Source organism: Peribacillus butanolivorans, assembly GCF_001273755.1.
Taxonomy (GTDB): Bacteria; Bacillota; Bacilli; order Bacillales; family DSM-1321; genus Peribacillus; species Peribacillus butanolivorans.
On sequence record NZ_LGYA01000001.1, the window covers coordinates 4,373,577 to 4,396,133 of the forward strand.

At 36.3% G+C, this 22,557-nt stretch carries 27 protein-coding genes and 1 pseudogene; 5 read left to right on the plus strand and 23 right to left on the minus strand.

The genetic code is table 11. From position 1 onward, the window contains the following. Positions 1-10: 10 nt before the first annotated feature. From AKG34_RS20115 to AKG34_RS29360, 14 genes are all read right to left on the minus strand, one after another. A complete protein-coding gene (locus AKG34_RS20115) occupies positions 11-1,339 on the minus strand; it encodes an amidohydrolase family protein (RefSeq protein ID WP_180320484.1) in 1,329 nt (442 codons plus the stop codon). Between the two features lie 623 nt (positions 1,340-1,962). Next, a complete protein-coding gene (locus AKG34_RS20120; RefSeq protein WP_053347747.1) occupies positions 1,963-2,415 on the minus strand; it encodes a GNAT family N-acetyltransferase in 453 nt (150 codons plus the stop codon). A gap of 284 nt (positions 2,416-2,699) precedes the next feature. Continuing rightward, a complete protein-coding gene (locus tag AKG34_RS20125; protein WP_236694976.1) occupies positions 2,700-2,999 on the minus strand; it encodes a hypothetical protein in 300 nt (99 codons plus the stop codon). A 109-nt stretch (positions 3,000-3,108) separates the two neighbouring features. Beyond that, complete coding sequence (locus tag AKG34_RS20130) at positions 3,109-3,993, minus strand: DMT family transporter (RefSeq protein ID WP_053347749.1); 885 nt, start codon at positions 3,991-3,993, stop codon at positions 3,109-3,111. Positions 3,994-4,589: 596 nt separating this feature from the next. Continuing rightward, positions 4,590-5,420 (minus strand): STAS domain-containing protein, encoded by an 831-nt coding sequence (locus tag AKG34_RS20140; RefSeq protein ID WP_236694978.1) that lies wholly within the window; start codon positions 5,418-5,420, stop codon positions 4,590-4,592. Between the two features lie 293 nt (positions 5,421-5,713). After that, positions 5,714-5,887 carry a hypothetical protein gene (locus AKG34_RS28100; RefSeq protein WP_157444338.1) on the minus strand — a complete coding sequence of 58 codons (174 nt, stop codon included), beginning with the start codon at positions 5,885-5,887 and terminating at the stop codon, positions 5,714-5,716. 94 nt (positions 5,888-5,981) lie between these two features. After that, positions 5,982-6,533 (minus strand): 6-phospho-3-hexuloisomerase, encoded by a 552-nt coding sequence (gene hxlB / locus AKG34_RS20145; protein WP_082612602.1) that lies wholly within the window; start codon positions 6,531-6,533, stop codon positions 5,982-5,984. After that, the gene (gene hxlA, locus AKG34_RS20150) at positions 6,530-7,162 is read right to left on the minus strand and encodes a 3-hexulose-6-phosphate synthase (protein WP_053347752.1); all 633 of its coding nucleotides are present in this window, start codon (positions 7,160-7,162) and stop codon (positions 6,530-6,532) included. Before hxlA ends, hxlB begins: the two co-directional genes overlap by 4 nt. Further along, positions 7,159-8,448, minus strand: coding sequence for an MFS transporter (locus AKG34_RS20155; RefSeq protein WP_053347753.1), 1,290 nt, complete (start codon positions 8,446-8,448; stop codon positions 7,159-7,161). Before AKG34_RS20155 ends, hxlA begins: the two co-directional genes overlap by 4 nt. Next, positions 8,445-9,401 (minus strand): sugar kinase, encoded by a 957-nt coding sequence (locus tag AKG34_RS20160; protein ID WP_053347754.1) that lies wholly within the window; start codon positions 9,399-9,401, stop codon positions 8,445-8,447. Before AKG34_RS20160 ends, AKG34_RS20155 begins: the two co-directional genes overlap by 4 nt. After that, positions 9,398-10,162, minus strand: coding sequence for a sugar phosphate isomerase/epimerase family protein (locus AKG34_RS20165; protein ID WP_053347755.1), 765 nt, complete (start codon positions 10,160-10,162; stop codon positions 9,398-9,400). The genes AKG34_RS20160 and AKG34_RS20165 overlap by 4 nt, the downstream gene beginning before the upstream one ends. A gap of 84 nt (positions 10,163-10,246) precedes the next feature. Further along, the gene (locus AKG34_RS20170) at positions 10,247-11,281 is read right to left on the minus strand and encodes a LacI family DNA-binding transcriptional regulator (protein WP_053347756.1); all 1,035 of its coding nucleotides are present in this window, start codon (positions 11,279-11,281) and stop codon (positions 10,247-10,249) included. A 353-nt stretch (positions 11,282-11,634) separates the two neighbouring features. Then, positions 11,635-11,895 (minus strand): DinB family protein, encoded by a 261-nt coding sequence (locus AKG34_RS29760; RefSeq protein ID WP_161804957.1) that lies wholly within the window; start codon positions 11,893-11,895, stop codon positions 11,635-11,637. Then, the gene (locus tag AKG34_RS29360; RefSeq protein ID WP_053347757.1) at positions 11,862-12,182 is read right to left on the minus strand and encodes a DinB family protein; all 321 of its coding nucleotides are present in this window, start codon (positions 12,180-12,182) and stop codon (positions 11,862-11,864) included. The genes AKG34_RS29760 and AKG34_RS29360 overlap by 34 nt, the downstream gene beginning before the upstream one ends. Positions 12,183-12,621: 439 nt before the next feature. On the opposite strand from AKG34_RS29360, the gene AKG34_RS20180 reads away from it, so the two are divergent. Next, a complete protein-coding gene (locus tag AKG34_RS20180; RefSeq protein ID WP_053347758.1) occupies positions 12,622-12,801 on the plus strand; it encodes a small acid-soluble spore protein H in 180 nt (59 codons plus the stop codon). 143 nt (positions 12,802-12,944) lie between these two features. Here AKG34_RS20180 and AKG34_RS20185 read toward each other — a convergent pair whose 3' ends face one another. Beyond that, positions 12,945-13,466, minus strand: a complete 522-nt coding sequence (locus tag AKG34_RS20185; protein ID WP_053347759.1) for a GrpB family protein — start codon at positions 13,464-13,466, stop codon at positions 12,945-12,947. Between the two features lie 67 nt (positions 13,467-13,533). Here AKG34_RS20185 and AKG34_RS27700 point away from each other — a divergent pair, with 67 nt between their 5' ends. Next, the gene (locus tag AKG34_RS27700) at positions 13,534-13,674 is read left to right on the plus strand and encodes a VOC family protein (RefSeq protein ID WP_236694981.1); all 141 of its coding nucleotides are present in this window, start codon (positions 13,534-13,536) and stop codon (positions 13,672-13,674) included. Between the two features lie 269 nt (positions 13,675-13,943). Here AKG34_RS27700 and AKG34_RS20190 read toward each other — a convergent pair whose 3' ends face one another. Together AKG34_RS20190 and AKG34_RS20195 are read right to left on the minus strand one after the other, a co-directional pair. After that, positions 13,944-14,597, minus strand: a complete 654-nt coding sequence (locus AKG34_RS20190; protein WP_053347760.1) for a hypothetical protein — start codon at positions 14,595-14,597, stop codon at positions 13,944-13,946. Positions 14,598-14,708: 111 nt separating this feature from the next. Then, a complete protein-coding gene (locus AKG34_RS20195; RefSeq protein ID WP_053347761.1) occupies positions 14,709-14,945 on the minus strand; it encodes a DUF3953 domain-containing protein in 237 nt (78 codons plus the stop codon). A 534-nt stretch (positions 14,946-15,479) separates the two neighbouring features. On the opposite strand from AKG34_RS20195, the gene AKG34_RS20200 reads away from it, so the two are divergent. After that, entirely contained in the window at positions 15,480-15,911 is a 432-nt protein-coding gene (locus tag AKG34_RS20200) for a DUF5391 family protein (protein ID WP_053347762.1), read from the plus strand. A 205-nt stretch (positions 15,912-16,116) separates the two neighbouring features. Here the strand turns inward: AKG34_RS20200 and AKG34_RS29365 are convergent, their stop codons facing one another. Then, positions 16,117-16,248 (minus strand): hypothetical protein, encoded by a 132-nt coding sequence (locus AKG34_RS29365; RefSeq protein ID WP_269083747.1) that lies wholly within the window; start codon positions 16,246-16,248, stop codon positions 16,117-16,119. 302 nt (positions 16,249-16,550) lie between these two features. Between AKG34_RS29365 and AKG34_RS27710 the strand changes: the two are divergent. Next, positions 16,551-16,822, plus strand: a pseudogene (locus AKG34_RS27710) (transposase); the annotation flags it as partial. A gap of 93 nt (positions 16,823-16,915) precedes the next feature. Here AKG34_RS27710 and AKG34_RS29370 read toward each other — a convergent pair. Then, positions 16,916-17,044 carry a hypothetical protein gene (locus AKG34_RS29370; protein WP_269083748.1) on the minus strand — a complete coding sequence of 43 codons (129 nt, stop codon included), beginning with the start codon at positions 17,042-17,044 and terminating at the stop codon, positions 16,916-16,918. 578 nt (positions 17,045-17,622) lie between these two features. Here AKG34_RS29370 and AKG34_RS20205 point away from each other — a divergent pair. Then, entirely contained in the window at positions 17,623-18,000 is a 378-nt protein-coding gene (locus AKG34_RS20205) for an SET domain-containing protein (RefSeq protein ID WP_152952324.1), read from the plus strand. Between the two features lie 444 nt (positions 18,001-18,444). Here AKG34_RS20205 and AKG34_RS20210 read toward each other — a convergent pair whose 3' ends face one another. From AKG34_RS20210 to AKG34_RS20225, 4 genes are all read right to left on the minus strand, one after another. Next, the gene (locus tag AKG34_RS20210; protein ID WP_053347763.1) at positions 18,445-19,398 is read right to left on the minus strand and encodes an ABC transporter permease; all 954 of its coding nucleotides are present in this window, start codon (positions 19,396-19,398) and stop codon (positions 18,445-18,447) included. After that, positions 19,398-20,330 (minus strand): ABC transporter ATP-binding protein, encoded by a 933-nt coding sequence (locus tag AKG34_RS20215; protein ID WP_053347764.1) that lies wholly within the window; start codon positions 20,328-20,330, stop codon positions 19,398-19,400. The genes AKG34_RS20210 and AKG34_RS20215 overlap by 1 nt, the downstream gene beginning before the upstream one ends. Positions 20,331-21,312: 982 nt before the next feature. After that, positions 21,313-21,711 carry a hypothetical protein gene (locus AKG34_RS28400; RefSeq protein WP_053347765.1) on the minus strand — a complete coding sequence of 133 codons (399 nt, stop codon included), beginning with the start codon at positions 21,709-21,711 and terminating at the stop codon, positions 21,313-21,315. Positions 21,712-21,978: 267 nt separating this feature from the next. Beyond that, a complete protein-coding gene (locus tag AKG34_RS20225) occupies positions 21,979-22,482 on the minus strand; it encodes a GNAT family N-acetyltransferase (protein ID WP_053347766.1) in 504 nt (167 codons plus the stop codon). Positions 22,483-22,557 lie beyond the last annotated feature (75 nt).

The window sequence follows — 22,557 nt, forward strand, 5'->3', positions numbered from 1 at the left end:
TTTTTTTAGTTTATCGTGAAAGGGTACCCTGCAATCGATTCACTTCGGCAATTACTTTTTCTTCATCAATCGTTAAGCTGCAGCCGTCTTTCACAACCATCTTGCCATCAATGTATACATCACATACATCATTTCCGCGTGCCGCATAAAGCAAATGCGAATACGCTTCACTAAGCGGTTGTAGATGCTCTTTATTATAAGGATAAATAGAAATGAAATCTGCTTTTTTATCTACTTCCAAAGAACCCGTATGGCCCATGCCAATCGCTTCGGCTCCCATTCTTGTTGCCATAGCCAGTGCCGTTTGAGCAGGGAATTTGGTGGCATCTTTATAAATGCCTTTTTGAAGCAATGCAGCCGTTCTCATTTCCTCGAACATATCGAAGTTGTTATTGGAAGCTACGCCATCTGTTGCAACCCCTACTTTAATCCCGGCGTCCAAAAGACTGACAATATCTGCAATCCCAGATCCCAGCTTCAAATTACTAATTGGATTATGGGCAACCCTTACATCATGCTGTTTTAATATCGCTCGCTCTTCATCGTTGAGAACCACTCCATGGGCCATCACGGTTGGTTGATCGAAGAGACCTAAACGGCGAAGGTGCTCGACAGGACGAAATCCGTATCGCTTTTCAATGTCCAGAATCTCAAAATCCGTTTCCGAAACGTGAATGTGCACCATCAAATCATTCTCTTTAGCAATCCGTGCACTCTCAACAATCGCCTCAGGCGTACAAGCATACGGGCTATGTGGCGCTACCATGGTAGTCAGGCGGCCATCGGCAAACGTTTTATAGTTTTTAGAAAACTGCTCAGCCCCCACGAGATTCGCTTTTTGTTCTTTTTCCGTACCTAAGCTAAAAATCGTGTAGGAAAAGGCTCCGCGCATTCCTGTTTCGCCTATCGTCTCCATAACAGCACCCGCATCTATTCCATTAGGATTAAACATATCCGAAAATGTAGTTGTTCCTGATTTTAACATTTCCAAAATGCCAAGCTGAGTACTTACAGAGGCGATTTCTGTTGTAAACTGGCTCTCAATCGGCCATATTTTCGTTTCCAACCAGGGCTTCAGCAACATGTCGTCTCCGATCCCTCGTAAAAGGGTCATCACAATATGCGAATGAGCATTCACAAGGCCTGGCATAATCCATTTTCCGCCAAGGTTGACCACTTGATCTGCATCTGCCAATTGCTCTTCAGAATGCGGTCCGATGTAGGATATGAGTTCATCTTGCACAATCATCATGCCGTTTTCAAAGATTTGATTTTCCTTGTCCATGGTAAAAAAGGTACCGTTAATAAAAATCGTCTTCATTTGTATTTCCTCCAAAATTATTACGTATCATTAGAAAAACTTGTTTCTATTCCGCTTTATTTAAAAGCTTCTTTGATAATCCTCTGTATGCCTTCAAGCTGTGATTTGCCAAGTCTATTGCAGATAACATTAGCAAATGTTCTTTTCTACCACGCTTATTATTCTCTCCATATAGTTAGTAAACGACAGATATCTGTCTATATATCCTCACCCATAAAATATTAATTACTACTTCTTCTACATTTAAATATTTTTTAGGCTGTGAACTTTCCACAATGATATCTGCACTATCATCTGGATCCATCAGATTCTTCGTCTTTTTTAGAGTAAAAATTCAGTTCCAAAATTCGCTAAGATGTACTTTTACGAACGGTTTAGAAACTCACTTGAGACTTCCAAATCCACATGGAACTTCAAAAAAAACACTTCAAACAACAAAAAAAGCTATCGCAATGACAGCTCCGATTTTAAAGTAAAGCACCCGTTAGTTCAAGAACAATATGATTTTTTCATAAATCTCCCTCAAATAAAAGGTTCTTCAAGTTGCCGTAGGCTGCGATAACACGACCTCTATTAAATTGATTTTAACAAAGGGTAAACGTTCGTACCTTCTTTATTGAAAAATTGTCCCATTAGTTGAATTAAAGCTTCATTTTTAGACCCTCATGAGTCGCTTTAAATCCTAAACGTTCATAAAAATGCAGCGCTTCTTCGCGGTTTTTATCAGTTGTTAGCTGAATAATATGACAGTCACGCTCTTTTGCACGCTCGATTGCCCATAGGATTAACTTGGTTCCTATCCCTTTTCCCCGTTCTGTAGATGCCGTTCGAACCCCTTCAATAGTAGCTCTCCAACCACCTTGATGTGTAATATATGGAGTAAAAGTAATCTGTTGAACACCAACAATTTCTTCACCAAGGCACGCAACAATCAATTCATTATTCAGGTCTGAATCAATTGATTCAAATGCTTTTAGATAGCTTTCAGGAAGAGGATTTTCGTAACGTTCTCTCGTCCTCCCCAATTCATCGTCCGCAAGCATTTGTACAATTTCATTTAGGTCTTTTGCTGTGGCCTTTCTAAATTTAACCATACTACCCCTCCAAGATTTAAGATAAGTTACTTTAGTACCAATCATCATACCTAACGATTAGATAATGATTAAATTTCAATAAATTATTTACATTGATGACTTTTCCTTAATCAACTATCCAGCAACCATTTATCACATATCCCACGCTACCATAAAAACGTTGATACTTAACGTTTCCTCTTAAATGTTCATAGTTGGTACATTATTTATACCAACTATTTCATACCTGCCAATACTAGAAAAAGGCTGCCGCAGCAACCTTCATTATTGAAGTAAAGCACCTGTTAGCGAAATAAGGGAGCAATCGTTATCATTACCATTGAAAAGCAAATTAAGAAAATACTTATTTTATTTGAGAGTTTTTCTTTTCCTTTACCTTTATAAAACCCTGAAAATTGAAGACGATTTCTATAGAATACAAAAAGTATAATGAAGATCGCTACACCAACAAACCATCCACCAGTAGTATTATCTACGTTTATTTCCATACTCGCATAGATTAAGTTAACTAAAGCTCCCATTAAACTGCCAAGAATAAAAATGATAGCTACGATGCGAAGTAATTCCAAGATTACCCTAAACATGATTCATCCCCTTATTCAAAAATTATATCTGCTTTTGCAACTCACTATAATGACTGTGTGGTGACTATCTTCAATTGCACTCTAATCATACAGTGTCTGCCCTACTCTTCTACATAACCTTGTTTTCGGATTCTGTAAGGGTTTTAGGAGCCTTAAGTACATAAAACAATCCGCTGAAGATTAATAAAATTCCAAGGCATTGAAGCAAATCTGGATGAAATCCAGTAATCAAGATATCTAAAAGTATAGCAACAAACGGGTCTACAAAAATCATAAAAGAGACTATGTTTGTAGGCAAGTGACGAATACTATTAAAAAACAAAAGGTACACAACTCCTGTATGAACGATACCAGTGAAAATGGCATAAAACCACTCCGCTGAATGTAGGACTGTGTAGGTTGAAAAATCAATAAACGGAACTAGTAATAGAATACCTATAAACATTTGAAGAGAAGTGGTGGCATACACACTTGTCTTTGTAATGCTCTTTCCTAAAATCATTGTAGCTGCATAGAAAAGCGCCGCAAGCACTCCATATATAATTCCTTCCCATTCAGGAGATGATGACCGGAACCCATCTGTTCCCATAATAAATAATGTTCCTATGAAACATAGAAAGATTGCTACGATAGAGAACAATGTCAATTTCTCTCTAAAGATGAAGCTCCCTATAATAAGAACAATCATAGGAGCTAAATGATAAAGTGAAATAGCAATCGTCACGGATATCAATTCAAACGATTTAAAGAGGAATATCCAGTTTAATAAGTTGGTTCCCCCGCAGAGAATGATCAAAGGTGTCTCTTTGAAATTCCATATCTCTTTCTTATAATTCCCTGTCAATACCCAAGCAGTACATAAGAATACTGCAGCACAAATGCAACGAACAAAAACCAGTTCCATTGCCGGAAGGCCTGTGAGTTCAGAGAAAAAACCGACAGTTCCAAATATGGTCATGGCCAAAGAGAGTTGGAATAATGCATTTCTATTCATTGTTAATTTTCCTTTCTTCATTTCAATAGTAAGCTGGTCATGCTATCTTTCTCAGGCATGCCATCGTGCGTGACAATATTGGCCCACATTTGTTCTAGAATTACTAATCTATCCAGGTTATTGCGCGGCAAGACTGTCACAATATCATCTTCCATACCTTTCATTAATTATTTAGCCTAGGCGGGTTCTATCAATAATTCCCTACAAAGTGCCGAGGCTTTTTGTTCTAAATCCAGTCATTCGGTTATGTATATATCTGGGGCTTAATTCTAAAATAGAATTAAGGGTTCGCCCATTTTTATTGTATTTAACAATTCTCATTATATACTCTTGAATTAGGTTAACGGATGTAGTTTCTCCTTTATCAACTAAAGCTGCCAACTGAAAAATGGTTAATTTCAACAGCTTGGATTTACTCAGTACCCAAACTGTTCCCTTCCTTGCAGTACACATTGCAATACATTATGTGTTATACCTCCTTCCTATTTATTTCTACTTACTTCAGTTCGACAAAAGCAATAAAGAACCTCCCTTTATATTCCATATTACCCACAAAAAAAAGTCACCACTACATGGCGACCTTTGACTGTTACGATTTAACTCACAACCATATAATCCCTTAAGGCCTGCTGTAGCGTTCCCTTTATCTCTGCTTTATTATCGAAACAAAGCCCTGCACGAATCATTTTTGTAACAATTTCTGGGCGTAATCCAGTAATCACAGCTTTACACCCCATCATTGAGGTCCCATCAAGAATCTTCATTAATTGATTAATGATCTCAACCTCCATTTCAAGAATACCAGATAAATCCAGGATCAAGATTTGAATCTTCAGTTTACCTATTCCCATCAATACCTTTTCCTCGATTATACGCATACGCGATTCATCGATCGATCCAATTAACGGAAGAACGCAGGTAGAGGGAGTGATTGGGATGATAGGAACAGATAGATTTTCTACCAAGTTTTGCTGAGCTAGAATCAATTTGTCTTTATAATCAGAATAACTGATAAAAAAAGATTTAAGGAAAACATCAACCTTTTCGTTCACTTTTTTCTCTAAATCGAAAAAGACTTTCGAATCGTTAAACACATCTTTTAATTTCTCAAATTCATAAAGAAAATTCCACAGCGTTCTTCGGATAGCTTGGATCCATTCCAATTTGAACGAGAGAGTTAAGGAATAAGTTGCCCAGACTACTCCTTCTTTTTCTGCAAAGGCAATCATATCATCCTCATTCTGCTCCACGATATAACGGATCAGCCTATGTGCATTATTCAAAAGGTCGACATGTCCAATCAACAAGATTTCTTCAATTTTCTCTCTGACATTGACTGCTTCCGACAAAAGCTGTTCCTCAATCTCACTTTTGTTTTGCACAAGGAATTCCATTATTTTATCTTCCTCATTTAAAGAGAAACTCACTATTCTCCACTCCCTTTTTGGCATATTTCCCCTGTGATCTTTGTTACTAATACATTCTCTATAGTCGAAGTTTTATCCTTCTTAATTAGAAAGTTCCCCTTAAAGCTAAAAAAAGGTTCCGAATCTAATCGGAACCTCTCATTAACGAGTCATAATAATTTTTTATTAGCTTGGTAGTATCAGCTTATTCCAATAAGCTAGTGTACGTATTCGCTTTGGATTTCGGAGGATTTCATACAAAGAAGAACAAAATTAAGTAAGCATAACTATATAGCTATGCTTACTTACAATCATTATTTATTAGGTGTTTCTTTTTCATCATCATCATCCATATTAGTGAGATATGCTTCTTGAATTCCATTCATCCCGTTCATTAGTTGTTCTGTGGTATATTCAAGACTTCCGACTTTACTACTTTGCTTATTTTTATTATTCTGTTCGACCTTTTTAGAATCTGAATTATCCAAGTTTTTCACCTCCAATGTATAGGATGTCTAAACATGGAAGAAGTATGTATGATGGCTGGCCTTCTAATGAAGGGGCCAGCCTTGAAATTACACTCTACTCTACATTACTATGCTTGGAATAAGTTAGTTCATGGCTTATAGACTGGCTTAATGAATAATTTAGACATACTGCATCACACAAAACATGTACGCACTGATCAAATAATGAACTTAAAGGCTGGACACTTTTCGTTTCATGGTTTAAACGATTTTTCGTTGCAGCCGGAATCACCAGAACCTCATTAGAAACATTCGCTAAATCCGATTGATTATTCGTAGTAATGGAAAACACCTTGCATCCGATGTCTCTGCCTTTTGCAGCAACGGAAATCACACTATTCGTAGAACCACTCCCGCTAATGGCTATGATTAGATCTCCTTTCGCAAGAGAAGGTGTAATCGTTTCCCCGACTACAAAAACGTTTAAGCCAAGATGCATCAGTCGCATCGCAAAGGCTTTAGCCATAAAGCCCGATCGTCCTTCACCTACAATAAAAACTCTAGTAGCAGGCTGTAGCTGCTGTAGGAGCAATTCCGTTGCTCCTACATCCATTTTGTTAAAAACACCGTTCACTTCTTCTAAAATAATCGAGATTTCCTTTTTCAAACTTCATTCACACCTTTCACCATATTTATCGTTTCCTTAAACAGACGGGCAGCTTCTGCAGGATCTTTTGCTTTTGTAATCGCCGAGCCAATAATAATAACATCTGGACCCTGCCTGATCATTTCTGGCAAGGATGCAAGTGTAATCCCCCCTGCTACTGCTCTTATTAATCCATCCTGCTTCCTCATTTTGGCGACGGCATGATCAGCGATCTCCTGGCTATCCTTACTTACATGCTCACAAAACACTGCCTGATTGTATATCTGTAATTGTTCAAACCGGGAATCAGATACATTCAATAAATCAATCATGATCTGCCCTTTGTATTCACTCGCTTTTTCCAGGCATTTTTGTATGGTTACATCGGGTGCAGCTCCCATCACCGTAGCAACATCTGCACCCTCCTGAAAACATAAATCCATTTCGTAAGCCGCATTGTCCATCGTCTTCATGTCTGCAACGATTTTTTTATCCGGAAATTGATTTTTCATTTTTTTAATACTAGTCGCTCCAAACTCTTTAATAAGAGAAGTTCCTACTTCTATCCAATCAATAGAGGATTCCACGGTTCGAGCCATTTCAATGGCTTCCTTCATGTTCATGCGGTCCAGTGCTAGCTGAATGATCATGACGAAACTACCTCCCTTTGCTCGACTGATGCAACCACTGGCTTTTTAACCGTCAATGTGAGCAGAGCTGAAATCAATAAGGAACCGGCCATAAAAATATAGGATGCTCCTGGCCCTCCAGTTAAGCCGTTCAAATATCCAACAAAATAGGCACCTACAAATGAACCAAGCGCCCCCATACTATTAATTAGGGCCATTGCTCCTCCAGCCACATTCCGCGGAAGAATTTCAGGAATGATGGCAAAGAAAGGGCCATAAGGGGCATACATAGCACCGCCAGCAATGACCAACAGAGCATATGAAAGCCAGAAATTCGATGTACCGATCATGAAGGATCCGAAAAATGCGACCGCCCCTACAAGCAGAGATGTCCAAACAAACGTTTTTCGATTTAATGTTTTATCTGAAAAATAGGATAATGTCAGCATCGAAATAACAGCTAACAAGTAAGGCCCAGATGATAACCAGCCCGTTGCTACAATATCCATATGGGAGGCCTTTTTAATAATAGATGGCAGCCACATAACAAACCCATATACTCCAATGCTCCACGTAAAGTATTGGATGCTGAGTACGATGACCTGTTTTGATTTAAAAGCTTCACGATAATCTTTTACAGGCTTTAATGCAGCCTGTTCTTCTTGAAGGACAGACTCCATATTTTTCTTTTCTTGATCCGTAAGCCATTTAGCATCTTTTGGGCGGTCATTAACAAGCTTATACCAGATAAACGCCCACAGGACGGCCGGAAGTCCTTCAATTATGAACAGCCATCTCCAGTCAAATGCCTTCAATAAATAACCGGAAAGTATCGACATCCATAATACAGTAACTGGATTTCCTAAAATCAAAAAGGTATTGGCACGAGAGCGTTCTTCTTTTAAAAACCAGTGGCTTAAGAAAACGAGCATCGCAGGCATAACAGCGCTTTCAACTACTCCCAGCATGAAGCGAATGGGATATAACCACTCCACACTTGTCGCCATTCCCGTTAATGTGGCTAGTCCTCCCCAGAGAATCAAACTCCAGAAAATAAGTTTCTTTGCACTTTTCTTTTCCGCGTAATGTGCTCCAGGAACTTGGAAAAAGAAATAACCAAGGAAAAATAAGGCGGCCAGAAAGGAAGATACTCCTGCTGTAATATTGAGGTCTTCCCCCATCCCTCCTGCTACACCAAATCCATAGTTGGCACGGTCGAGATAGGCGAGACTGTATGTGATGAACACCAAAGGGATTAATCTCATCCACCTTTTCCTCGAAGCTACCTGTAATTGAGCAGATTTCATGATTGAAGCACTCCTTTTTTCATAAAGTGTTCTAGCTCTACCATATTAGGAAACCCCTCATGATCTCCAGAAGACATCACGGCTTTTGCTCCTATCGCATTTCCTCGTACAACAGCTTCTTCATATGACAACCCTTGCAATAATGCGCTGATTACCCCGACAGCAAACCCGTCTCCCGCCCCAACTGTATCAACCACTTTCGTGACAGTAAAACCGGGCACCTGTTTCCTTTCATTTTCTGTAGCAAGATAGGCTCCTTCTTCCCCCAGTTTAATCACCACAAGCTTAACCCCTCGTTCTAGATAATAACTGGCGATATCCTCTTTGTTGCTATATCCTGTAAGAATTTCCCCCTCCTGAATTCCGGGAAGCAGCCAATCCGCCTTTTCTGCAAACTGATTGACGACGTTAATCATCTCCCTCTCATTCGACCAGAGGGTAGGACGAAGATTTGGATCGAATGATATGGTTACATCCTTTAGTTTCAGATGATTCAACACTTGCCACGACAAATCTCTGAAACTACCTGAAATGGCAGGCGGTATCCCTGTTAAATGCAGGTGCTGAGTTAAAGGGAGCTGTTCTAATGGAAAATCCTCTAGGGAAATCTTACTGGCGCTTGAATTCTTCCTAAAGTATTCAACGACCGGATCTCCTTTTTCGACTTTCGATTTCAGCTGGAACCCTGTTGGATTTAGCTCATCTACTAAAATATTCGAGACATCTACTCCTTCAGTTGTGAGCGTTTTCATAATCATTCGCCCGAATGAGTCATTTCCGACCTTGCTCATCCATGCAGTCCTGATTCCTAACCTTGACAAGCCAATGGCTACATTGGTTTCCGCCCCCGCCACAGAACGTTTATAACTTAAGCAGTCTTCAAGGCTCCCCGGCTCATCCGCTATGAACATCGCCATTGCCTCTCCCATCGTTAATACTTTAAGCTCGCTCATTGGTTAACCCCCTGTTCCATTTTCATATGTGAAATATAGGTTGCTACATTTTCCAGGGTTACCGGGAATTCAATCGCTCTCGGATAGGTACCACTAAACCTTTCTAATAACTCATTCACATCAGACTGCAGTGGCAATGAAATCGGCTCAGTTATCCATTCCTCTTTCTCCCTCTTCACCTGTTTCAAATGAACATAGACAACATATCTCCCTAACTCTTGTGCAGCCTTCATTGGAACCTCATCTGTGTACAGCCAGTTGCCCATATCAAAAGTCAATCGAATCGGAATGCCCAACTTCTCAGAACGATTCAGAAAATGAGCGATTCGATTTAAATTTCCACCTTCAAGCGTTTGGTCGTTTTCGATGGTAATCTTTAATCCACTGTGGCTTTGCATCTCTTCTACTAAAACCTTATTTACTTGAGTCATATCAGTTTCCGTGAAATGATAGTGTCCTAGAGGCAGCTTTAGCAATTCAGCTCCCAGTTCATCCGCTTCCCTAGCCAGTTGCTTAAAACGTTGCTCATCCATTTGATAGTGAGGGCCGATCAGACATTCAGGAGCAGAATAATAAATGTCTAAGTTAAGCTCTCTGCATAAGGCACCTAATTCTTTCAATGAATCATCTTGGCCCAATAGCTCTCTTCTGATTTCGATTCCATCTGCTCCAGCGGCTGAGATTGATTTTATGATTTCAAGATGCCCGAGTGTTTGAAGTATTTCTAATGGTATTGAATTCATGCATACAAAGACTTTCATATTACTCCTCCTAATGAATGCGTTTTCACCAAAATGGTATCGGTACCATTTTGTGATGAAATAAGACTTCCTTTCTTAGAAGACTTATTTCTGGATATATGGCGTTGTTTGTCTTATGTTCAGTTTCGCTTGATACGCCATTGTTTGGGCTGGAGACTCGTTCCCGTCAATACGACGCAATATCATTTCCATAGCAGCCACCCCGATTTGATACGTAGGCTGTTCAATTGTTGTAATTCCTGAATAAACAATCGTACTCCACTCTGGATTATCAAAGCCAATCATTGCTAAATCTTTTGGAACCGACAGTTTCTTTTCTTGTAAAAGCAAAATTAATTTTAATAGCACCACACTATTTGCGGTTAATATAACTCGTGCCTTGCCTTCCGAGTCATCTAAAAAGTGCTGAAGCTTGGAATCTACATCATTTAAATCGTCGACATTTACCTCATAAACATCTTTTGAACTCGGATGACCGTGGCTCAATAACGTTTGCTGAAAGGATAGCCGCCGTTCATACCGGGTACTTACTTTGCTTGCTGGTTCGCTGAAAAACGCTATTCGTTCATAGTTTTGGTTGACCAAATAATTGACCGCTTGCGAAGTGGCCTGAAAATTATCCAATCCTACAGTATCAATTTCAAGATCAGGTACTTTCCGATCCAGCAAGATAATCGGCGTCTTCTGGTCTTGCATCTGTTTTAACATGTCGTGATTTCCGCCGGTTGTATGAATAATGAGCCCATCAATACGATGGGATAGAAGCATTTCAAAATATCCTCTTTCCTTAACCGGATTATTATCCGAGTTGCAAATCATCAGATTATAACCGTTCTGGCTGCATATATCTTCAGCCCCACGAAGGATAGCCGTCGTGTATGGATTGTTAATGTCTGCAACGATAATTCCAATCAAATAACTCTTATTGCTTTTAAGCCCCCTGGCCATGGTACTGGGGCGGTACTCCATTTTGTTGATTGCCAGCTCGATTTTCTTGCGGGTTTTGTCAGAGAGCTCATCATATCTCCCCCCTAAATAGCGGGAAACCGAGGTTTTTGAGACACCCGCTTCTCTAGCGACGTCGTAAATTGTAACTTTTGAATTTTCTCGTTTAACCATTTCATTCATCCATTCGCGAATTTTGGTACCGGTTCCATTTTTATAAATATTAACACATTACCAATGAATGTCAATCTATTTTCAATCATAATACTCTTTCGAATTAAAAAAAGTACATTACATTAAATCACTTATATTCTTTAGAGTTTTCCTTTTTAAAAAGTTTATTTTCAGGTAGTTGCATAAACAAAAAAAGCGGCCAGAGGGCAGCCGGATCTTCAATGAAAGCAAGTTTTCAACCTAAAAAAGCCGATTAGTGTACGTTAAAGTATCGACTTCCTTAATTAGTTTAGTTAAACTAACTCCACCATTAGCTTAAAAATAAGTTATCCGCAGATTAATAGTTAAATATGTTAAGAAGCATTCATGTGGCGGACTTTCCAAAAAAAATTGTAAATATTAAAATCTGTCATAGGAGCATCGGTTAAACCAACATTTCGTCCAATAGTTATAATTTGCCCTCGATGATAGGTACTATGATTCATTACATGGAGAATATATTCAAATCTTGGACGGGTTTCATTAAACCATGGAGTTTCCACATGGCAATCTTTTGTTATTGAACTTTCGGTAAGTGAATTCACATATAGGGCCAGTTCTTTGGAATTGTCCACAATAACACTTCTTCGACAGTCTTATTTGATCGATCACTGAAAACCCCTATATCCGGTGTTGACTCCTGCTTTAACACTTCCAACCAAAATTTCTCACCAACAGAAACATGCTTGAGTGTCCATTTGATACTCGGAAAACTCGAAAGTATTTTCTGTTCTATTATTTCAGATGGCTTTGTTTTCAGCCAATCTATCAATTGGGCATTTGCCCAGAGGTTGTAGTTCACATAGTCTTTCATGAGCGATGTTAAATTCATTTCTTTTGTTTCTGGTTGTTTTTCTTTCATGTTTACCTCTCCTTTGTTTTAAGATTTTTTTCTACCCTTCTTTCTTACGTTGTTACCTTCAATCATATTCTTCCATATCCCCCTTTGACACCAATTATTGTAAGTTGAAAGAGTGTTAAACTAAACGGCTACGTTAGCACAATAAAAAAAGAGTTACCGCAGCAACCCCCACTTTAAACTTAAGCCCCCGTTCATTAAATCAGAGGTCATATTCAAGTCTATCGTTTAATAGTCATCTATCTCATCACTTTGAAGAACTGGACATTTGAAATAAAACCTTAATAGGGTCCTAGTGAACCCCCTGGTATTTTAGGAACCATCCATATCTAATCTTAGTTCTATGTTTTCTTAACTTGGAAGCATTTCAATTACAACATGTATATTTTAGAAATTTGGAACAAATATTATTACAGTTGCAAATCCAAAGGAGGTGGCTAAAATGAACGCACAACGAGCAGAAGAAATTGCTTCTTCGCCAATTATGGCTAATGTGACCTATAATGGGGAAAGTATCTACATTGAGCACGTGGATGAACAGAATGGAATAGCTACAATCCATTCCCTTGATGAACCAAATAATAAACAAAGTGTTTCTGTAACCATCTTAGAAGAACAGTAATTTGTCGTGTATTTCCTCGATACAATAAGAAACCTTCACCTTCGGGTGGCGGTTTCATTTTAGATTAAGTTCAGTTGCCATCTTCTTCTTTAACAATCTATCTCCTTGATTAGAGCCTTTTCAATAAACTGCCAAATATGTAGTCATCCTCTTGAACTCCGATACCAAGATAAGGCTTTTCGTTCAATTTCCAATAATACCTTTTCTTTTCCTTTAATGTACGAATCCATATCGTAAGGAAATATATATGACAATTCCTCTTTAAGATCACCATATTTTTCTGCAGCAGAAGGATTTTCTCGTAAGTAATTTCGAAAAGCAAGATGACGTTCAATTCCGGGATTGCCTAATTGATAAATATGAACGTGATGAGTTCGGTTATCTCCTCCTTTTTGAAAGAACCTACGTCCAGATAATCCGTTTTCTCCTTTCGGCTCATAACCAATCCCTAACATATTCTTGTTAAACTCATCTATTAGATGGATTTTTCTTACCACAGGCATTATGTCAATAACAGGCTTTGCCTTTAGTCCGTAAACAGAAGTACTTCCTATATGATAAATTTCAATGATTTCAGGCCCGAAAATCTTATGTATTACATTAGCCTCTTCCTTAAACATAGAAGGCCATTGGTTATTATATTCAGTTACTTCAACTTTTCTTATTTTTAATCCCTCCTCATATATTTCCCATCGTTTATTTTACAATATATTAGCTCTGCTGATCTTATCTATGCTTCGTACAGATACCGTCTATATTGAAGACCAACAAAGATCTAAAGGGTTTTGGGCAGAAAAAGTGGATTTTGAAGTTGTCGCAGACCATCCAATGGGTCCAAAAGAGAAAGCTTATGTAGTTCCGATTTTTCAATAAGCTTAGCTTCTAGCATTAACATAAAAAAACCTCCTATCATTTTCTTAATAGGAGATTTTATAAGGTAAGTCTATAATACTCATTAATCTAGACTTTTTTGCTATAAGAATATACCTTCAGAATCCTTCGTTCTTCTTAACGAATAGTGTTCTTGAAATAGGATTATTAAATCATGTACTATCTGCACTCTTTCAGACGGTCAAAATTTGTTATGCCCCTATAATTTACGAAAACTAATAGAAAACTAGTGTAGGTATATTCATATAGCCTCATAATTTTCTGATTCTTTCCCCCGACTTAATGATAATATTCATATTCCATGAATCGCCACTTTCAATATGACTTTCCATCTGTGATACATCAATATCTGTATCGATTTTCACCCTTTTACGCTCTTTTCCTCTTAACCTTACCTCATATGGAGAATCGGTATTCATAAGTGAAATCATTTTTACATCATCTTCGTACTCGTCAAAAAATTCAATAGTGAATTGTGCATCATCCTTGCTGTAGTTTTCAAAAGGAAGTACACATTCCCCATGCAATGTTGTCTCATTGGTCATTTCAAAACTACAACTACTTATATCACGTTCATAGGAAATGGCGTAAATGCCAGTTGCAAAATATTTTTGAAACGAACTGGCTAAGAAAGGAGGAGTAAACATTGCAACCATAATAGCCAGCACTACAAATCTACCATGATATTTTTCCAATGATTTCACAAGAAAAAATAGGCTCATAATTAAAAAAATTAATGATGTAATTCCTATATACTGTAATCCATTTACTGATTCAACAGGTATATTTAAAACCAAAGCAACTGTTTCACCATAAGGACTTTCATGTGGGAAAGGGAAATTTAATGCCATAGACACAAATAAAAAAATGAGAGCAAAATATATAAATTTTTTATCTTTTATCAATATGAACCACACCTATTCATTTACTATTATTCAGAACACTTCTTACAACAGGTTTTATTATCTTATTTATCTTGTCACAACACAGGATAAAATCCCTATCTACCCTGCCCCTTAGTTCAATAAAAACCCCTGTATAGAAACAAAGAAAGCATATAAAGAGACAATAATGCTCATATACCCCCAAAATCTTTTTCTATCTTTTTGAAGTTCGGCTAATCCTATCACCAACATTAACGCTCCTAAGAAAAAAATCATATATGAAGATAGCTCGAAATTGTCAGTGATTAAACCATATCCTGATAAAATAAGAACTATTATCGAAAAAACGATTCTTAATATTTTTAACAAGGTACCCCACCTTCCTTCCACATTAATCCATTATATTAGAATAAAAAAGCTATCTTTTATAAAAAAAGGCCTAAGCTACTTCAATAACTAATGAGAAAATTCCACCGACCTAATCCCCATTATAATCCCCCCACCAATTCCAATCACTATGCCAAAAAGTGTCCATTGGGATATATAAATTCCTAATAGAAACAACGATAACCCTACTAGCCCCATTAACAAACCAATTTCATAGGAGCCCCTTTCATAATCTTCTAATAGATATTTACGGATATAATTGGATAAAGTTCCAATTATATTAATTTCTTATTAACCTTTTAGCTTAATAAAGGACTGTTATTCAACTAATGCTACCCATTTAGTTGAATAGAAAAAGGCTTTACTCCTCATTGAAATAAAGCCCCCATTATAAAATAAGACTGCTAATAAATTTTAAGGTGTAAAAACATTCCAGTTATGTTACGATACAACAGATGGGTAATTTTAACATTTTCAACACCCGTAAAATGAGAACATTAAAGGAAGTGATATATTATGAGAAAAAGAAAGGGAATTATATTTATGACTTTGCTTTCAGCGGCCCTTTTTTGTGTTTTACTGATTACAATCTCACTATCCCCGCTTGCAGATATAGGACCGAATGCTAATCAATTCGGGTCTTCAGGAATGTGGATATCAATAGGAATGGTACTTGTTTTTTATCTAGTGCCCTTAATAATATATTGGATGGGTTTAGATGTAATTAGATTCGTTTTAGCCTTGTTTTGTTGCGGCGGTCTACTGATAAATTCTTCAATAATTGTAGCCGTTCTAGTAATAGCAAAATTTAAAGACATTAGCGCTATATATATTGCTAGTATCACAGGTCTTTGTCTTGCTGCAATAATTGTAAATATTTTATGGTTCTTCATAGCTTTTCGTTCACCTTCAGCTAAGAATAATCCAAATCAAACCGTATTACCTTAAAAGCAAAAAGCCTACAATAAATGCTCTTCATAATGGAGAGCTTTTTATATGCTTATATTTATTCTTAATTATCCTGCTCCGTTAACTGCATAAGAAACTCCTATGGCGGGAAATCAATTATTCAAGTTCAGCGGGTATTAATTTAATTTTTTTCCCTTGTTACTATAAATATTGATCTCATATTGATCGTTTTTAATTATTTTCTTTACTTTCTCTGAGTTAAGATAATCTTGAACTGTTTCTTCAATGGCTTCAAAATCAAGGCCTTTACCAATAAACTAAACGCATCTTTATCGCCCCTCCTAATTTTATTGACTAATTCTTGATCATTCTTCAAATGTGGGACCTCCCTTTTTTCGCTGTACATATGTATAACGCTAGGAACGATTATTCGGTTTCACTTTTTCAAATAAAGATGGGTTTTTGATATTTTATTTATTACAATATTTGTACGTTTTTGTAGAAATTTGTACTGAAAAAGCAATAAAAAAAGGCGACCCCTTTTATTAAAGAAGCGCCTATTATCAGTTCATCCCACTTATAGCTCGTACTTAATAACCTTACTCCCTTATTGAAGTAACACACACACTAGTGCAAACCGTGAAAATGCAAGCTGTAGAAAGTTCATAATGGATCTTTGATCGACTTAATCACTCTAAGAGACTAGTTCCATTTGCCGGAATCGATCCAAGTGTCTTTGAATCTGGTACATTCAAAGGGACTTTAATTCGGATTATCAAAAAAAGGTTCTAGTAGGCTATGACACACCTTGTACATGGCCGTTAAATGTGCCATTCGTGATTGTCGCAAGAAGAAAATGAGATGAAATCATCCCTCGGAACAAGAGATTACGAGAGTGTTACGATAAGAAGCGTGAAGAAGAAAAGCCCTTTAAAGTAGCTGTGATAGCATAAATAACTCAGGAATACACTTTTCCTCAGTTTCTTCCTGTAAAGTCTTTTTTCGCAACCGCTCCAGCAGCCGTAAATCATGATTGACGATCTTCAAAAGCGCGCTAAATCAGGACTATTTTCCATCAGACTTGCCTTTTCAGACTTGACTTGACTTGCCTTCATTTGACTTGCTTTCATTTGACTTGCCTTTTTCAGACTTGCTTTCATTTGACTTGCCATTAGCCTTTTTCCCTTTCGGCATACATACCCCTCCTTTATATAAGAATAAAATATAATATGCAAAATAGCTCTAACATGTACGTTAGTTAACAAAATCGAGCTAAAAAAATTATATTATTATATCTTTTATAAATCGATTTTTCCGAGAAGTTTCAATTTCACGCGACCAACATTGTGAATAGAAGTCAGCTATGGGAGATTTTGAAACAATCCGACGATGATTTCCTTTATGAATTGATCAAAAAAATCAATACTAGACCACTATATTAATTCCCTGATGAAGCCTCGTAGCATATTAATATTGATAAATACCTACGCTATCTCGTTGGAACAGTTTGTACTATAAAGAATGACGGATTTACTCACATCTTTGCCCTGTATCATCAATAGTGAGTTGTTCGAAATTATTCCTCGGAACTATGATGCTTGGGTACAGAAATTCAACAAGTGGGAATCATGGAGTACACTTACGTCCCTATATTTAAAAAAGCGCCTAGGAAATTTAGATTAAAATAGTACATTAATACTAGACTTTACACTTGAAAAGCAATCAATAATTTCAGAAAGGAGCTACTGCTGTGGCACCAATATGTATTAAAAATACTGGAAAGTATGGTAGAGGGGTATATTCTACACGTGATATTAAAAAGGGAGAACTCATTGAGGTATCACCTGTTTTAATATCACCTGAAAAAGAATGGGAATATCTAGAGAAGACTATACTCTTTAATTACTGCTTCTTTTGGGGGGATCATAACGACATAGCCATTGCACTAGGATATGGAGCACTATTTAATCATTCATACACTCCGAATGCGACGTTTGATAATAATGAAGATAATTTATCAATAGACTTTTATGCAATAACTAATATTAAGGCGGGTGAGGAAATCACTATAAATTATAATGGTGATCCTGATGATAAATCTCCGGTATGGTTTAATGTGATTGAGTGAACTACTCGCTACCTCAAGAACCGTCGGAAAGGTACACTTTTACGAACGAGGGATTGATAGCTATTTTGAACAATGTTTCTATATGTCAGGTTGTGACGGTGGTTTTGGATTTAGTGGAGGTTAATAAGGTAAAGAACATAACAAAATAGAAATCAAAATTATTGATAAAGCCCATTACCAACACGAACAATATTGCTAGGCTCATTAAGATTTTTATTATAATAAATGATTTTGTACTTTTCTTTGCCCTTTTTTCAAAAAATACCCCCAATCTAAAACACCATCCTCATTCATTACATTCCTTTTTCTTCAAGCATAATTTAATACGAAATGAATTTGGTATAAATTCTCAATGTTCTTGTTTTATTAAAGCCCTTTGTCTGAATAAGAAAAACCGAAATCAAAGATCGATTTCGGTTCATTCTATTTATAAATGGAAAAATCTTAGTTTGAAATATCCTTCTTTTGAAAGAAGAAAAAGGTTAATGCTAAGAAGATAAGATAATAGATTGCTAGTACACTTATAGAAAATCCAAGAGTTGCTCCATCAAACATTGAGAACGATTCAGAAATGTAACCTCTTAAATTGAGATGAGGGAATAAGACGAACTTTAACCACTCGTTTTTTTCAATAAGTGACTGTATAACTAAATTTAAAGGAGTTGAAGCAAATAAAATAGATATTGAAACGCCTACTGCAAGTGCTTGGCTTTTAAATAATGTGCTTAACATAAAAGCAATGGTTGTGATAACTAAAAATCCTGGTATCCAATAAACCATCATATCTACAAAATAATCGCCTACTATTACAGGACTAAAGCCAAAAGATGCAGGATCTAGAATTTTATCTGAATACGACCCACTTCCAAAGAATAAAATTCCTACTATATAACTGAATATAAATAGACTCACAAGTAATAACGCTGCAAATAATAGTGATGTTATATATTTAGAAAGGAGAATTTTCCAACGTTTATAAGGCCTGATTAACAATTGCTTAATGGTGCCATCTGAAAATTCAGATGAAACTAAGGAGCTGCAAACAATCACAACAAATAGAGTAACAAATGATGTTAATGATGTAGTCCAGTTTGCCATATACGTCCAGTTCGTACGCAAGTCAGGGTTTATATTAGCGTCTAAAAGTTGTTTATTTAAATCGATTTCTTCCATTATCACGGACTTTTCATCTTCACTAATTTTAGAAGTTTTTAATTCATTCTGCTGTTCTTGTATTTCTGCTTGTAACTCTTGCTTCCAATCTTTACTTGATTCGACTGGATTTAGTTTATAATCAATCAACGCTGTTCCTACAGCTGCCAATAAAAGAAAAACGATAAACAAATATGTAGATCCTTTTGAAAAGATTTTCATCCATTCATTTCTTATCAAGGACATCATACAGACTCCCTCATTTCCTGCTCAGTTATTTCAAAGAATTTATCTTCTAGTGATTTTCTAGTAATGCCTATTTCATAAACATCTAATTGATTACCATTAAAACTTCTGTTTATACTAGCCGTTTGTTCACGTGTGGCTGATACAGAAATTGAATTCGCCTCATATTTAAGAATAGGTATATTACCAAACTGTTCTTGAAGGATTTTTTTAGCTAGCTCTCCATCACTGACAGTAAAAAGAACTTCACTAATTGCTTCAGTTTTTTCATCTACAATATGTTCTTTCGTATGTATGAGTTTTCCCTTTTCAATAACGGCAAAGCTATCACACATTAATTGCATTTCTGATAGTAAATGCGATGAAATTAAAATACCCACGCCCTCACTTGCCAGTACCTTCAAATAATCACGAAACTCGCGAATCCCTTGTGGATCTAAGCCATTAGTTGGTTCATCAAAAATCAGTAAAGACGGTTTATGCAAAATTGCTTGTGCTACACCAAGGCGCTGACGCATTCCTAATGAATATGTTTTAACCTTTTTATCTATGGCATGATCTAATTTAACAAGCTTTATTACTTCTTCAATTCGCTCATTAGATATTTTATTAGGTGACATACGAGCATAGTGAAGGATATTTTTTCTGCCTGTCATGTATTTATAGAATTCTGGATTTTCAACAATGGCACCTAATTGATTCATGGCACCTTCAAAATCTTTATCGAGGTCATATCCATTAATCATGACTGTACCGCCCGTACGATTAATAAGACCCGTAATCATACGAATAATAGTGGTTTTACCAGCTCCATTGGGACCAAGCAAACCAAATATTTCCTTACTTTTTATTTCAAAGCTAACATTATCTACAATGGTGGCTTTTCCAATTTTTTTAGTTAAGGATTGGACCTTAAGAACAGTTTCAGACATATAATACCTTCCTTTTTGTATATTTACCAAAATCACACAAATGTAATATTACCATATTATGCATATTATTGCTATGCTGATATTTTTCCATATTGGCTATAACATAGTCTCTTAGGTGAATGAACATAGAAAAAAGTAAATCTAGTGAAGATAATCTATTATAAAAGTATTATCTTATTCAAATGTTTCTATTTATTTGCCTTAGAGGTACATGGGATATATTAAATGAATATTCAAAGCCCGAAATGTTGCTTAATATGGAAGTTATTAATCGACTTCCAGATATTCCAGATGAATTGATTGGAATAATGAAACAAGGATAGAATTAAAAATGCAGGAGCAGCAATGGTTTGAACATCAATTTTTAATAGCAAGAAAAGAATAATTCATAAAAAAAAGCCCATATAGGGCTTTTTTTAAAAAACTGCATTTACCTGACGCTGCCCCAGATAGTAGTTATTAGAGAAAGGGATATCTATTTGCTCGTTTTACTTAACCAATTTTCAACCTTTTTCTGTAGTTGTTCACCTAAATCAGCACCATCTTCTGTATCTTTGAAAATTTCAATTGAAAACCTCCTGATATCCTAATAACAATTTCCTAATATTAACAAATTTATTATAACATTTTTTTCATATATTATTTTAAATGTTCATTTTTTAATATAGGTTAATTGGTTTTGCGTAACCAATTGATTGTGCGGAGATACTTCTAAATACGATAGAATAGTTGTCTCTAACGAAAAATTAAGAGGAAGAACCCTATGTAAGTTCTTCCTCTCAAAACTAAATTATCATTTTAATGGTAGTTCAATTATTTGATTGCTAAATGAAGTTATTGTATATCCTTCAATTTCTATACCAACTGGAACAAAATGCTCCTTTTTATCATCCCTTGACAATTCAATATGATGCTCAGTAGAGAAGAATCTAGGCTGTTCAAGGTCATTTAAACGGTAAAACTTTTTCATAATCCCATTCAATCAGTAGAGTCTAGTAGTATCTTCGACTTTCATTTGAATTTCCCCGTTCTTATTAATAGATTCTAAAGTGATTTTTCCCTCACCTGAATATCCTTTTTCAAAATACCCGATTACATATTCTGTATGTTGTTTTCCTTTACTATCTTTATATTGTAGTTTCATCGAATTCTCTCCAAAGTCTTCAGTTGGCGTTACATGTAACTTAGTTTCTTCGCCTGGCTGGATTGAGGGAATTTTAATATCAGAGTTTATATGTTTATAGGTCAAATATAAACCTGTAATTTCTTTATTCGTTTGATTTTTTACCGTGAATTCAAATCCTTTTTGCCTTAATAATAGAAAATAACTTCCCAATCCAATAATCCCCAATACCAATATTACGCCTATAACTTTTTTCATTTAGCCAACCACAACTCCTAAGATTTTGTCGCATTTGATACGACTCTGAATGTTAATTCGTCCTTCAGAAAGATAATTCGTCCGTTGTGCAAAATAATTCGTCCTTCAGGAAGATAATTCGTCCGTGTGTCAAACTAATCCGTCCTTCAGGAAGATAATCCGTCTTAAAATAAGAATTATCGAAAATATCTTCCCACCCATTTAATTCAATATTTCAACAAAAATCTTTGAACACTGTAAGTTTAAAGATTTCCCGCATATTCATATCTAGAATTTAGTTGATTCAAGCCTCAAAATATATTCTTCAACCTCTTCGCCTCGTGCATTTGAATATCCTTTGTCCTCATCGGTAATTGCAAACCCGCATTTTTTCAATACTCGAATAGATGCGATATTATCCTTAGCCGCTCGGGCACAAAGAGGCCGAACATTTATTTCATGGAGGAATTTACTCAGTGCATCAGTGGCAATCCCCTTGCCCCAATATTGCTTTCCAATCCAGTAACAGACTTCTGGATTGCCAAACTGTTCAAAGTTTAGAATGTTGCCCACCACACACCCTTTATAAAGTATGGTCTTTTTCAAGATATTCTGGTTCGCTAAAATATTCGTCCAGTGTTTCAAAAAAGCCTTTCTGTCAGTAGGATCTTTAGATGTGAAAGCAGCCATATTGTTTGCAGTAGAATCTAATTGATGCTCGAAAAAGATGGATAGATCACTCTCTCTGACATCTTGCAGTTGGACTTCTTCGTCATTTTTTAGGAATCCCATAAAATTCACACTCACTCACTGACAGATTTAGTGTCTATCTTTTACATTAGCATTAGGAAAAGGTTTCTCAGCAAT